This is a genomic window from Collinsella sp. AF28-5AC (genome assembly GCF_003457875.1).
Lineage (GTDB): Bacteria > Actinomycetota > Coriobacteriia > Coriobacteriales > Coriobacteriaceae > Collinsella.
In genome coordinates, this window is record NZ_QRTA01000004.1 from 101,974 (window position 1) to 113,847 (window position 11,874).

Annotated in this window: 12 protein-coding genes; 9 read left to right on the forward strand and 3 right to left on the reverse strand. The window is 57.5% G+C overall.

Annotation, left to right across the window (positions count from 1 at the left end; translation table 11 throughout):
• Positions 1-229: 229 nt before the first annotated feature.
• Complete coding sequence (pdxT, locus tag DWZ01_RS04570) at positions 230-817, reverse strand: pyridoxal 5'-phosphate synthase glutaminase subunit PdxT (protein ID WP_117769826.1); 588 nt, start codon at positions 815-817, stop codon at positions 230-232.
• Positions 818-837: 20 nt separating this feature from the next.
• Positions 838-1,728, reverse strand: coding sequence for a pyridoxal 5'-phosphate synthase lyase subunit PdxS (gene pdxS / locus DWZ01_RS04575; RefSeq protein WP_117769825.1), 891 nt, complete (start codon positions 1,726-1,728; stop codon positions 838-840).
• 139 nt (positions 1,729-1,867) lie between these two features.
• Between pdxS and DWZ01_RS04580 the strand changes: the two genes are divergently transcribed.
• The 3 genes from DWZ01_RS04580 to DWZ01_RS04585 all read left to right on the forward strand — a co-directional run bounded on the left by DWZ01_RS04580 (position 1,868) and on the right by DWZ01_RS04585 (position 4,731).
• Positions 1,868-3,313 (forward strand): PLP-dependent aminotransferase family protein, encoded by a 1,446-nt coding sequence (locus tag DWZ01_RS04580; RefSeq protein ID WP_117769824.1) that lies wholly within the window; start codon positions 1,868-1,870, stop codon positions 3,311-3,313.
• 67 nt (positions 3,314-3,380) lie between these two features.
• Positions 3,381-3,524, forward strand: coding sequence for a hypothetical protein (locus DWZ01_RS10710; RefSeq protein WP_158556896.1), 144 nt, complete (start codon positions 3,381-3,383; stop codon positions 3,522-3,524).
• Between the two features lie 325 nt (positions 3,525-3,849).
• Complete coding sequence (locus DWZ01_RS04585; protein ID WP_117769823.1) at positions 3,850-4,731, forward strand: hypothetical protein; 882 nt, start codon at positions 3,850-3,852, stop codon at positions 4,729-4,731.
• Between the two features lie 241 nt (positions 4,732-4,972).
• Here DWZ01_RS04585 and DWZ01_RS04590 read toward each other — a convergent pair whose 3' ends face one another.
• Positions 4,973-5,536, reverse strand: a complete 564-nt coding sequence (locus DWZ01_RS04590) for a ferritin family protein (RefSeq protein ID WP_070097113.1) — start codon at positions 5,534-5,536, stop codon at positions 4,973-4,975.
• 253 nt (positions 5,537-5,789) lie between these two features.
• Between DWZ01_RS04590 and DWZ01_RS04595 the strand changes: the two genes are divergently transcribed.
• From DWZ01_RS04595 to DWZ01_RS04620, 6 genes are all read left to right on the forward strand, one after another.
• Positions 5,790-7,010 (forward strand): iron-containing alcohol dehydrogenase, encoded by a 1,221-nt coding sequence (locus DWZ01_RS04595; protein ID WP_117769822.1) that lies wholly within the window; start codon positions 5,790-5,792, stop codon positions 7,008-7,010.
• A gap of 9 nt (positions 7,011-7,019) precedes the next feature.
• Positions 7,020-8,399, forward strand: coding sequence for an aldehyde dehydrogenase (locus DWZ01_RS04600; protein WP_117769821.1), 1,380 nt, complete (start codon positions 7,020-7,022; stop codon positions 8,397-8,399).
• A gap of 425 nt (positions 8,400-8,824) precedes the next feature.
• On the forward strand, positions 8,825-9,151 hold the full coding sequence (locus DWZ01_RS04605; RefSeq protein WP_117769820.1) for an HIRAN domain-containing protein: 327 nt from the start codon (positions 8,825-8,827) through the stop codon (positions 9,149-9,151).
• Positions 9,152-9,169: 18 nt separating this feature from the next.
• Positions 9,170-9,349, forward strand: coding sequence for a hypothetical protein (locus DWZ01_RS04610; protein WP_117769819.1), 180 nt, complete (start codon positions 9,170-9,172; stop codon positions 9,347-9,349).
• A 66-nt stretch (positions 9,350-9,415) separates the two neighbouring features.
• Positions 9,416-9,961, forward strand: a complete 546-nt coding sequence (locus tag DWZ01_RS04615) for a metallophosphoesterase (RefSeq protein ID WP_117769818.1) — start codon at positions 9,416-9,418, stop codon at positions 9,959-9,961.
• 150 nt (positions 9,962-10,111) lie between these two features.
• Positions 10,112-11,869 carry a DUF2130 domain-containing protein gene (locus DWZ01_RS04620; protein ID WP_117769817.1) on the forward strand — a complete coding sequence of 586 codons (1,758 nt, stop codon included), beginning with the start codon at positions 10,112-10,114 and terminating at the stop codon, positions 11,867-11,869.
• Positions 11,870-11,874 lie beyond the last annotated feature (5 nt).

Consider the following 11,874-nt stretch of genomic DNA (forward strand, 5'->3'; position numbering starts at 1 on the left):
GCGACAATTTGTCATTCAAAAGGCGAGGCATGACCAGAAGGTCTATGCCTCGCCTTTTTCATGCCAACTTGTTCGCCCTGGGCGGCGCTCGCTGTCGGTACAAAAACATCGGCGTTCCCATAGTCCAAACCTGCCAAAAAGGGACAGGTTTATTTTGGTCGGCTTTATCTGGGCAAATGTGGTCGTCTATCGCTATGCGTCCGAAAATCAACGCTCGTTTGTTTTCTGCCTACATTTGGAGGAAGAACTCGTGGAGGCGCGTGTCGTCGTCGAGCTCGGGGTGGAAGGTGACACCGAGCTGTTTGTCTTGACGGGCGGCGACGATACGGCCATCGACTTCGGCCAAGGCCTTGGCATTGCCGTGCACCTTGACGATGCGGGGTGCACGGATAAACGTTAACGGCACTTCACCTTCGATACCTCCTACCCACCCCTTGGTGCGAAAGCTGCCGAGCTGTCTGCCATAGGCATTACGCTCAACGAGCACATCCATGGTTGCCAGGCGCGGTGTTCCCTTGTCATCGTGGGCGGCAAGGTCGTGAGCCAGTAGAATCAGGCCGGCGCAGGTGCCCAGGACCGGCGTGCCTTCAGCGATACGGGCACGAAGCTCCTCGAGCATCCCCAGTTCGTCAAGCAGCTTGCCCTGAACGGTGGACTCGCCGCCAGGGAGGACCAGGCGATCAAAGTTCTGCCGCAAATCGGCCGCCTGCCTCAGCTCAATATAGTGTGCGCCCAGCTCGGATAGTCTTGCCTCGTGCTCGGCAAAAGCGCCTTGGACCGCCAGCACGGCGACCGTTTGGTCTGCATAATCGCTCATGTGCGATCCTTTCTGCTGGACTAGCGCCCGCGCTCCTCCATGATGATTTCAATCTCGTCGGCGTTGATGCCCACCATGGCCTCGCCCAGGTCCTCCGAAAGCTCGGCGATGAGCTTGGCATCGGTGAAGTTCGCCACGGCCTTGACGATGGCGGCGGCGCGCTTGGCAGGGTCGCCGCTCTTAAAGATGCCCGAGCCGACAAAGACGCCCTCGGCGCCCAGCTGCATCATCAGCGCGGCGTCGGCGGGGGTCGCTACGCCGCCGGCGGCAAAGTTCACCACGGGAAGCTTGCCCGTGGCATGAACCTCGCGTACCAGCTCGACCGGAACCTGCAGTTGCTTGGCTGCCTCAAAGAGCTCATCATTGCGCAGAGCGACAACGTCGCGGATCTGCTTTTGGATCTTGCGCATGTGACGCACAGCCTGAACGACGTCGCCCGTGCCCGGCTCGCCCTTGGTGCGAATCATCGTGGCGCCCTCGGCAACACGGCGTAGCGCCTCGCCCAGATTGCGGGCGCCGCAGACAAACGGCACGTCAAACTGGGTCTTGTCGATGTGATAGACGTCATCAGCAGGGGAGAGAACCTCGGACTCGTCGATGTAATCGATCTCGATGGCCTGAAGGACCTGCGCCTCGACAATGTGGCCGATGCGGCACTTGGCCATAACGGGGATGGAGACGGCCTCCTGGATGCCCTTGATCATCTTGGGGTCGCTCATGCGCGAGACGCCGCCTGCGGCACGGATGTCGGCCGGGATACGCTCGAGTGCCATGACGGCGCAGGCGCCTGCCTCCTCGGCGATGCGTGCCTGCTCGGGCGTGGTGACGTCCATGATGACGCCGCCCTTGAGCATCTGCGCGAGCTCTCGATTGAGTTTGACGCGATCGGCCTTGCTGGTCTGTTCTGCCATGGTTGCTCCCTTGGTTGGCATGTGCATTGCTTGACGGAACATCCTATCGGGGAGCTGGGTATGGCGAAATACTCAGTTTTCGAGATAATAACAAGGTCAGACTAATACCAGATTGAATGGCTTAATAAGGTCAGGTGATATGCTCATGCTTGACTACAATTTGGAAAAACGCGGCGAAGCATCGCTCTATGAATATGTTTACCAGCAAATTCGAGACGATATTGTTGCTGGGCGCATTGCGGCGGGGGAGCATCTTCCGTCTAAGCGCGCCTTTGCCAGCCATCTGGGAATCAGTGTCATTACCATCGAGAATGCATATAGCCAGCTACTTGCCGAGGGCTATATTTGCTCAATGCCGCGTCGTGGCTACTACGCTTGCGAGCTTCCGGATGCACCAGTTTTGCCTTTGGCTACGGGGAGTATCGACCGAGATGCCGTCTCTGTGGGCCCCAGCGCGCATGATGTCAACAGACAGGTCGAGCGATTCGACGCACTTTCTCCTTCCGCTTTGGAGGCGGCGCGACTTTGGCAAAGCGCGCTACGGGCGACGCTGGCATCCGAAGACGAACGCGAGATCTTTTCGCCCGCACCGGCACAGGGCACCGCTCGGCTACGACGCGCAATTGCTCACCATCTGCGCGGGACAAGGGGCATGAATATCGATCCTAATAACATTGTTATCGGCGCGGGCGCCCAGCTGCTCGATACCATGTTGGTTCAGTTGCTTGGCGCTGACAAGGTGTATGCCGTTGAGGACCCGGGCTATTTGCGTCTGACGCGCATCTACCAGGCTATGGGCTGCAAAGTTCGACATATCCCGTTGGATGATGAGGGCGTGGACTTGAACACTCTGCAGAAAAGCGGGACCGATGTCCTTCACCTGATGCCGTCCCATCAGTATCCGACCGGCCTTGTGACGAGCATTGCGCGCCGATATGCGCTGCTGAGCTGGGCCGCCGAGCGACCAGGTCGGTATCTCATTGAGGATGACTTTGATTGCGAGTTTCGTCTAGCCGGCAAGCCGATTCCCGCGCTCGCGTCGATCGATGCCGCTCAATCGGTCATCTACACCAACACGTTTTCGAAGAGCCTTTCATCGGCGTTGCGTCTAGCGTACATGGTGTTGCCTGATGAGCTAATTGAGCGGTTTAGGCGCAACCTTGGTTTTTACGCCTCGTCGGTGAGTTCTGTTGACCAGGTCGCTTTGGCTCGTTTGCTGGAATCGGGTGATTACGAGCGACATGCGAACCGCGTACGCGTTCGTGCTCGCGAGGCGCGTGATGGCCTGGCGTCGCTTGTGCGGAAAGCGTTTCCGGCAGGGGAGGTCTCGATTGAGCATGCAGACGCGGGTCTTTACTGCACTGTATTTGCGGAGCGCGGAACGGGCGGAAGCTCTTTTGCGCGGGCTCTCACGCGCTCGGGCATTCCGTTCATCGATATCAGTGACTGTTATTGGTGCGCCGATGGCGCATTTGTTCCTGAAAACTCAACTCAAATTCTTGTCCAGTATGACGACCTGAGTCCGAAAGTGCTTAATACCTTGGAATTGCAGCTAATGGGGGAGCTCTGCAATCTAAGTGAGTAGACTTTTGGTACTTTGGCGACCAGGCCGTTTTGCCACAAGCTATCTACCTGTGGTTTTGAGAAGCAGGATGACCGGTCTGATCGGGATGTTCCAAAAAGTCTACTCACTTGCCGTGCAAAGCTTCCGCATGAGAAAAAATGAGTTTTCAACAGGGCTTCGTCCAGCTCTTGGCAAGCTTTTGGCCAGTTGGGGAGGGCTGTTGAAAACTTAGCAGTCCGTTCGGTGCCATTTTTGTTGCGTTTGCGCCAATGGGAGACCGACTGGGTTGAAATCCGTGTTTTCCTGTGCCTATGAAGGATCTACTTTGTGACATATCGGCTTTTAGGTACTGGCGTTTGCCTCCTCAAGTCCGCGCTTTGTGCCCGCCGCTTCCACGACCGGAAGAAGACCGGCAGCGATATGATCTCGCCCGCAACCCGACAGCTGCGGTTGCGCTCGGTTTTCCGTTGTATACATTGGTTCGGACGAGAAACAAACGGACTTGCCCTGCCAGCATTAAGCAGCGGCTGTTTCTTGGTGAGCTCCCCAGGGAATCCGTGCTGGAAACGGAGCATGGATTTTTGGTTACGTCTCCTCTACTGACGGCATTTATCATGTCGCGGCATCTGACGGATCTCCAACTTCTTTTTGTATTGGCGGAGATGTGCGGCTTGTTTGCGGTGTGCGCCCTGCCGACGGCACTCGAGGCGGAGCTTTCGCGTGCAATTGATTCGGGTGCGATTTCGACAACGTTCGGTTGGGTGCGCTGCCCGTCCGAGAGCGGCGCCGCTTCAAATTTATGGCGTCGAGACGCTTTGGTTTTGGGCGGAGACCTTGACCGTTTTTGTTCAGATGTTTGCGGGATACGTTACGGCAATAGATTTAGGACGGTGTCGCAACTTGTTCCATTGGGTGCCGCGTCGCCTTTTGAGGTCGAGGCGTATTTGCTACTTGCACTGCCGCGATCCCTGGGAGGCGTAGGCTTTTGCGACATAGAGCTTAATGTTGAAGTGATGCTAAGCACAAGTGCTCGAGCGATTGTGGGAAAGTCCCGTGTATATATCGACATACTTCTGTCTTCGCCGGACGGCAGGCGACAGGTGGCCATTGAATGTCAGGGAAAGGCCTCGCACGGACGCGCAGGGGATGGCTTGCGTGACGCTGACCGCATGACGGCCCTTCAGGCCATGGGCTACGATGTGCTTCTCCTGACACACAGACAGATATCGGATGAGGATAGATTCCGCGCGATCGTTAAGGCCGTATGCAGGATGCTCGATGCTGAATATCGTGATAAAAGCTCAGATGAGCAAAGGGCTGAGACATTACTCAGGTCTGAACTATTCGTTGACTGGACAAAATTGGGAGTAATCGACGGAAAGATGCCCGTTAGACACAAAATGGCTCGATCGTGGACGGCTGCGAATCTAAGTGAGTAGACTTTTGGCACTTTGGCGACTAGGTCGTTTTGCAACAAGGCATTTACCTGCGGCTTTATAAAGTGATATGGATGGTCTGCTCGGCAAGTTCCAAAAAGTCTACTCACTTAGTTTTTGACGAGAAGCCGATGCCGAAGGCGGTCCTATTTCAGGTAGTTAACAAGTTTATGAGGCACGAAAAAGGCCCGAACCATGCGGTCCGGGCCTCATCGAGCTAGAGGTTATGTCTCAGGTTGCTGGCTTAGCCGAAGTAGCGCTTGAGCAGGCCGGCGAAAGCCTTGCCGTGGCGAGCCTCGTCGCGAGCCATCTCGTGCACGGTGTCGTGGATGGCATCGAGGCCAGCGGCCTTGGCGCGCTTAGCAAGATCGGTCTTGCCGGCGGTGGCGCCGTTCTCGGCCTCAACGCGCATCTCGAGGTTCTTCTTGGTGGAGTCGGTCACGACCTCGCCCAGGAGCTCGGCGAACTTGGCGGCATGCTCGGCCTCCTCGTGGGCAGCCTTCTCCCAGTACAGGCCGATCTCGGGATAACCCTCGCGATGAGCGACGCGAGCCATGGCCAGGTACATACCGACCTCGGAGCACTCGCCCTCAAAGTTGGCGCGCAGGTCGGCAACGATGTCCTCGGAGACGCCCTCCATCTTGGCGACGCCCACGACGTGCTCGGCAGCCCACTCGAGCTGACCCTCCTCCTGCTTCAGGAAACGAGAACCGGGAACGCCGCACTGGGGGCACTTAAAATCCTCGGGCAGCTGGTCGCCGTCGAACTCTTCCACATAACCGCAAACGGGGCAAACAAACTTCATGATTCGATCCTTTCGATCGATGGCGATTGTGCGCTCGTCCGGTCCCGTAAGGGCCCTCTCCGGACGTGCGTCTTGACGAGTTCTATTATCCATAAATGCAACCAAATGTGAAGCCTATTAGGAATGATTTTTAATAAAACAATTTTGAGATATGAAGATGTTGATTGATTAACGATTGGCAGGCCGTCTTTGACCGCCGCTGAGTACAATCGGGCGAGCAAATGTTGACCTATCAACAAATGAAGGAGTTTCCTTTATGCATCTAGCCCGTCGTGCCTGGTGCCGAACATATCAGACGGTTTTTCGCATTGCATTGCCGATCCTGCCCTATACCGAGCCGCGCATTTTAGAGCATGCCGAGGATGTGCCCGCGGTGCTTCAAAAGCGCTCGATCCAGAAGGTCCTTATCGTGACGGATCCCGGCATTGCCCGTCTGGGGCTCACGGCACCGCTCGAGACGGCGCTCGCATGCAGGGGGATTGGCGTTACGGTCTATGCCGAAACGCGTGCAAACCCCACGGTTTCAAACGTGGAAGAAGCGGCGTCCCTGTATCGAGAGAGCGCCTGCCAGGCCATTATCGGCTTTGGCGGTGGCTCGGCCATGGACTGTGCCAAGGGCGTGGGCGCACGCATTGCGCAGCCAAACAAGCCCATCAACAAGATGCGTGGCCTGCTGCGGATTCATCGTCGCCTGCCGCTGCTCATCGCCGTTCCCACTACCGCCGGTACGGGAAGCGAAGTCACGCTTGCGGCGGTAATTACCGATGACGGGACGCACTACAAATACCCCATTAACGACTTTGTGCTCATCCCGCGTTTTGCAGTCCACGACCCCGAGTTTACGTGCGGCTTGCCCGCTTCCATTACGGGGCAGACGGGCATGGACGCCCTGACGCATGCCGTTGAGGCCTTTATCGGGCGAAGCACCACGCCCTATACGCGCAAGATGGCGCGACAGGCGGTGCAGCTTATCCACGACAATTTGCTCGAGGCCTATGAACATGGTGACGACATGCGCGCTCGTCGCAATATGCTTTCGGCGGCGTATAAGGCGGGCGTTGCGTTTACCCGCTCCTATGTCGGATATGTGCATGCCATCGCGCACAGTCTGGGCGGCCGATACGGAATTCCGCACGGTTTGGCCAACGCGATCATCCTGCCGCACATGCTTCGCGCTTATGGTGACGCCGCCGCCCCCAAGCTTGCCGATCTTGCTCGCATGGCGGGCATTGCGCCGGCTACCGCGCAGGATAGTCTTGCGGCCGAGGCCTTTATCGATTGGGTCGACCGCATGAACGAGATCCTGGGAATCCCCAAATATGTCTCGGGCATTCGCCGCTCCGACATTCCCGAGATGGCGGCGCATGCCGATGCCGAGGCCAATCCGCTGTACCCCGTTCCGCTTTTGATGGACCGCTTGGAGCTCGAGCGTATGTACGAGGTCGTCGCGGGTGGTATGTTTGAGGACGAGAACTAGGAGGGTGCCATGAACACCGAGGAAATTGCGCGCATCGTCGGCGATCAGCGCACTTACTTTAAAACGCACGCTACGTTTGATGTTGATGCCCGACGTCGCGCGCTCGTGAGTTTACGCGATGCGGTACGGGCGCACGAGGCCGATATCGCCCATGCACTCAAGACCGATTTGGGAAAGTCGCATGACGAGGCATATATGTGCGAGATCGGCACGTCGCTTTCCGAGATTCGTCATCAGATCGCTCACGTGGCTCGATGGAGTCGTCCGCGCCTGCGTCCGTGTGACCTTGCCAACGCCGTGAGCGCGTGCAAAACGCAAGCCGTGCCCTATGGCGTCACGCTCATCATGGCTCCGTGGAACTACCCGTTTTTGCTAACACTCGAGCCGCTCGCCGGCGCCCTTGCCGCGGGCAATACCGTGGTCATCAAGCCGAGTGCCTATGCTCCGGCATCGAGCGCGGTGCTCAAGCAAATCTGTGAAGAGGCATTTGATCCGCGCCTGGTGACGGTTGTCGAGGGCGGGCGCGCCGAGAACGAAGCGTTGCTCGATGAGTGCTGGGACAAGATCTTCTTTACCGGTAGCGTTCCGGTCGGCAAGCTCGTCATGGAGCGCGCGAGTAAAAACCTCACGCCCGTGACGCTTGAGCTGGGCGGCAAGAGCCCCTGCATCGTGGATGCGACGGCAAACTTGAAGGTCGCGGCACGGCGTATCGCCTTTGGCAAATGGCTCAACGTAGGGCAGACCTGCGTGGCGCCCGACTACCTGCTGGTCGATACGCGCGTGCACGACGAGCTGCTGGGCCTCATCAAGGAAGAGGTCCGCCGTATGTTTGGCGAGCATCCGCTCGATAACGAGGATTACGGGCATATCGTCAATGCTAAGCATTTTGCGCGCGTGCGCGGGCTGATCGATCCCGATAAGGTCGTGCTGGGAGGCACGGCGCGCGAGTCGTCGCTCAAGATTGAGCCGACGATCCTAGACGGCGTGACCCCCGATGACGCCGTGATGCAGGAGGAGATCTTCGGTCCCATCTTGCCGGTGCTGACGTTTGAGAGCCTAGACGAGGCCGAAGCGTTTATTACGGATCGTCCGACGCCGCTGGCCCTGTATATCTTTAGTCAGGACCGCGCAGTTCAGCAGCGCTTCGTGCGTTACGTGCCCTTTGGCGGTGGCTGTGTCAACGACACGATCATGCACTTGGCTACGAGCCATATGGGCTTTGGCGGCATGGGCGCGAGCGGTATGGGGCAGTACCATGGACGCGAGAGCTTCGATACGTTTAGCCACAAGAAGAGTATCGTGAACAAGGCAACTTGGCTGGACGTGCCGTTTCGGTATGCGCCCTACGCAAGCTGGAAGCACAAGTTCGTGCGCATGTTTGTGCATTAGAAAAGGGCGCAGGTAATACGAACAAGTGTTCCTATTACCTGCATTTTGCGTTAGACTACTGTTATGGAGCACGGATGGGCCAACTCCCTTTAGAAGGGATTTGGTATGAACGTAAGCGATGTTATTTCGTTATTGGCGTTGTTGATTGCGGCTATCGAACTCGGTCTGTTTATCGGCCGAATGAAATAGCCGCCCCCGCGTAAGCGAAGACGGCCACTTCTCACGATGAAAACGTGTATCGGAGTTGGCAAGACCCGCGGCAACGGGTGCCATCCGTGTTCCTATCTTATCTGCAAGCGTTCTGTCGCGCAAGCGTTGAGGCAAACGATTGAAGGACGCAGACAGGATGTATTTGTGTCCGCACGGGACCGTAGACTTCTCAATAAGGTTACACACCGGTTTATCCGGCCGTTAGAGGAGCTGCTATGTACGAGCCTTCGCGTGTTCTTCTGTCGTTTCATATCGCAGGATTTCAATATGCCGACGGCGCTTTGGTCCTAGGCGATCTTAAAGCGGGCGATAAACTGACACTGTGTGCCGAGCGCGATAATCCCCATGATCCCGAGGCAGTTGCGATCTACTATGGCAAGACCAAACTTGGCTGCGTTCCGGGAAACGAGGTCGGTCCACTGTCCTTGATGATGTATTACGGCCACGAGGACGTGTTTGAGGCCCGCGTGCAACAGGTTGCCCCCGAGCGCAGCCCGTGGCACCAGGTGCGCGTTGGCCTCTATGTGGTGGATGCCCGCTAATCGGTAAGGGAGGCTGCCATGCTTGACGACGATGACCTGTTCGATTTGACGGATGATCCGTTTGAGTGGGATATGCTACTCGATGACGATGAGCTGGAGCAGGATCGCAAAAAGCAAAAGGATAAGAACGCCCAGGGCAAAGGTTCGAATAAAAAGGACGAGTGCCGCCGCGGACTGTTCGGCGGGCTCTTTGGCTAACCGCCGCATCGCTGTGTCTGTATACTTAGCACGAGTTGGATGCATTGCGAAATGAGGGCATAGACGATGATGTGGTTTACCGCCGACCTGCACCTGGGCGATACGAATATCTTGCACGACATGGATCGACCGTTTGATTCGGTCGAGGAGATGAACCGCAAGGTCATCGATGCCATCAATGAGTGCGTGGCTGCGGACGACCGCCTCTATATCCTGGGAGACTTTACGTATCGCTTGCCCATGGCGGAGGCGGTGCGCCTGCGCGAGCGTATCGAATGCAAGAATGCGACGCTCATCCGCGGTAACCATGACGGCGACTGGGAAGATCCCGACGCCCCGCAAATTTGGGAAGACGTGCGCGATTACCTGGAGATTGCTCCCGGCTATGCCAAGGGTCATCGTCTGGTGATGAGCCACTACCCCATGCTCAGCTGGAACGGCAAGGCACGTGGCGCCATTATGCTGCATGGGCATATCCACAGCAGGGGTGACCGCACCAACGCACGCAACCGCGATCGCGAGCGCCCCATTTACCGCTACGATGTGGGCCTCGACGCCAATGACTACAAGCCCGTAAGTCGTGATCAAATCCTCGGCTATTTTGGACTGTAATTTTCAAACTGTCACTCAAACCACCACAAAGGGGACAGGCACCTTTGTGGTGGTTCTGGCGCCGTTGCCATTATGGCGGCGGCGCCTTTTTTGTCCGTGCGGCGCGGTAGAGTGTAGGCGGTCGAAATTTGCGTCCATCGAGGAGCTGCTATGAACGAGATTAAGTGCCCGCATTGCGGCGAAGTTTTTAAGGTCGATGCGTCCGGCTATGCGGATATCGTCAAGCAAGTACGCGATGCCGAGTTTTCGCGCGACCTGGACGAGCGTGTGAAGGCAGTCCAGCGCGAGGGCGAGCAAGCGCTGGAGCTTGAGCGCTCGCGTTCGACGGCTGCCTTGCAAAAGGCAGAGTCTCAGCGCAACGCTCAGCTTGTCGAGCAGAAGAACACTGCGGATCAGAAACTGGCGCAAGAGGTTGCCAAGCGCGATGCTGAGCTTGCCGAGCTGCGCGCTAAGCTCGAGGGCGCTGCCGCAGAGCGCGAGAGTGCAAGCCAGCGCGCGGCGGTAGAGGCACGAGCCAATGCTCAAAAGGAAAATGCCGAACTCCAGCGTGAGATTGATAGCCTGCGTGCGCAGCTTGGGCGCAAAGATGACGAAGCAAAGCTTGCCGAGTCGGCGGCGCGCAACGCTGCTCAAAACGATTTAGCTGCGCGCGACGCTCAGATTGCCGAGCTGCAGGCCAGGCTCGCCGCGGCGGACAAAGCCCAGGAGATGGCGCTTGCCGCTGCCGCGGCAGAGTCGCAGCGTGAGCTCGATGCCGCTCGCAGCGAGGCCGAGCGCGCGCTTACTGACTATCGCGCGAAGGTGCAAGAGAAGTTCTCCGCCGCAAAGGCTCAGTCCGAGCAAGAGGCCGAGGGCCTGCGTGCCCAGCTGCGCGAGCAGGAACTGATGGCAAAAATGAACCTGTCAGAGGCGGTCGCCGCGGCGGAGCGTGAGCGCGATGAGGCACGTGCCAAACTGACGAGCGAGCTGGCAGTGCGCGATTCTCGCGAGGAGCAGGCCAAGGCGGCACACGAGCTCGAGCTTGCGCAGGCCAAGCGTGCGAGCGATGACCTGATTCGCTACAAGGATGAAGAGATCGAGCGCCTTAAGGACATGAAGGTCCGCCTGTCCACCAAGATGGTGGGCGAGTCGCTCGAGCAGCACTGTGAGACCGAGTTTAACCGTCTGCGCATGACGGCGTTTCCTAACGCGTACTTCGAGAAGGATAACGATGCGTCCGAGGGTACCAAGGGCGACTTTATCTTCCGCGAGTGCGACGCGAGCGGCAACGAGGTCATTTCGATTATGTTCGAGATGAAAAACGAGAACGACGAGACTGCGACCAAGCACAAAAACGAGGACTTCTTTAAGAAGCTCGATCACGATCGCCGCCAAAAAGGCTGCGAGTACGCGGTGCTCTGCACGTTGCTCGAACCCGAGAGCGAGCTTTACAACGCCGGCATCGTGGACGTGAGCTATCGCTACGAGAAGATGTACGTGATTCGCCCACAGTTCTTTATTCCCATGATCACGCTTCTTCGCAACGCCGCCATGGGTTCGCTGCGCTATAAGCAGGAACTGGCGGAGTACAAACAGCAGAATATCGACGTCACGAACTTCGAAGCCAAGATGGAAAAGTTCAAGAATGATTTCGGTCGCAACTACGAGATCGCGAGCCGCAAGTTCCAAACGGCGATTGATGAGATCGACAAGACGATTAGCCATCTGCAGAAAACCAAGGAGGCGTTGCTGTCCTCCGAGAACAATCTGCGCCTAGCCAACAAGAAGGCCGACGATCTTACCATTCGCAAGCTCACGTGGGGCAACAAGACCATGAAGGCCGCGTTTGACGAGGCGCGCGGGGCTGCGACAGAGACAAACGATGAGCCAGCCGAGGCGGATTCGTATGAGGTCGAGGATACCGAGTAGGGGAT

What these genes read in the sequence shown, in the direction of transcription:
- pdxT (WP_117769826.1), bottom strand. Translation starts at nt 817, where the DNA reads ATGAGCGATTATGCAGACCAAACGGTCGCCGTGCTGGCGGTCCAAGGC.
- pdxS (WP_117769825.1), bottom strand. Translation starts at nt 1,728, where the DNA reads ATGGCAGAACAGACCAGCAAGGCCGATCGCGTCAAACTCAATCGAGAG.
- DWZ01_RS04580 (WP_117769824.1), top strand. Translation starts at nt 1,868, where the DNA reads ATGCTCATGCTTGACTACAATTTGGAAAAACGCGGCGAAGCATCGCTC.
- DWZ01_RS10710 (WP_158556896.1), top strand. Translation starts at nt 3,381, where the DNA reads ATGACCGGTCTGATCGGGATGTTCCAAAAAGTCTACTCACTTGCCGTG.
- DWZ01_RS04595 (WP_117769822.1), top strand. Translation starts at nt 5,790, where the DNA reads ATGCATCTAGCCCGTCGTGCCTGGTGCCGAACATATCAGACGGTTTTT.
- DWZ01_RS04600 (WP_117769821.1), top strand. Translation starts at nt 7,020, where the DNA reads ATGAACACCGAGGAAATTGCGCGCATCGTCGGCGATCAGCGCACTTAC.
- DWZ01_RS04605 (WP_117769820.1), top strand. Translation starts at nt 8,825, where the DNA reads ATGTACGAGCCTTCGCGTGTTCTTCTGTCGTTTCATATCGCAGGATTT.
- DWZ01_RS04610 (WP_117769819.1), top strand. Translation starts at nt 9,170, where the DNA reads ATGCTTGACGACGATGACCTGTTCGATTTGACGGATGATCCGTTTGAG.
- DWZ01_RS04615 (WP_117769818.1), top strand. Translation starts at nt 9,416, where the DNA reads ATGATGTGGTTTACCGCCGACCTGCACCTGGGCGATACGAATATCTTG.
- DWZ01_RS04620 (WP_117769817.1), top strand. Translation starts at nt 10,112, where the DNA reads ATGAACGAGATTAAGTGCCCGCATTGCGGCGAAGTTTTTAAGGTCGAT.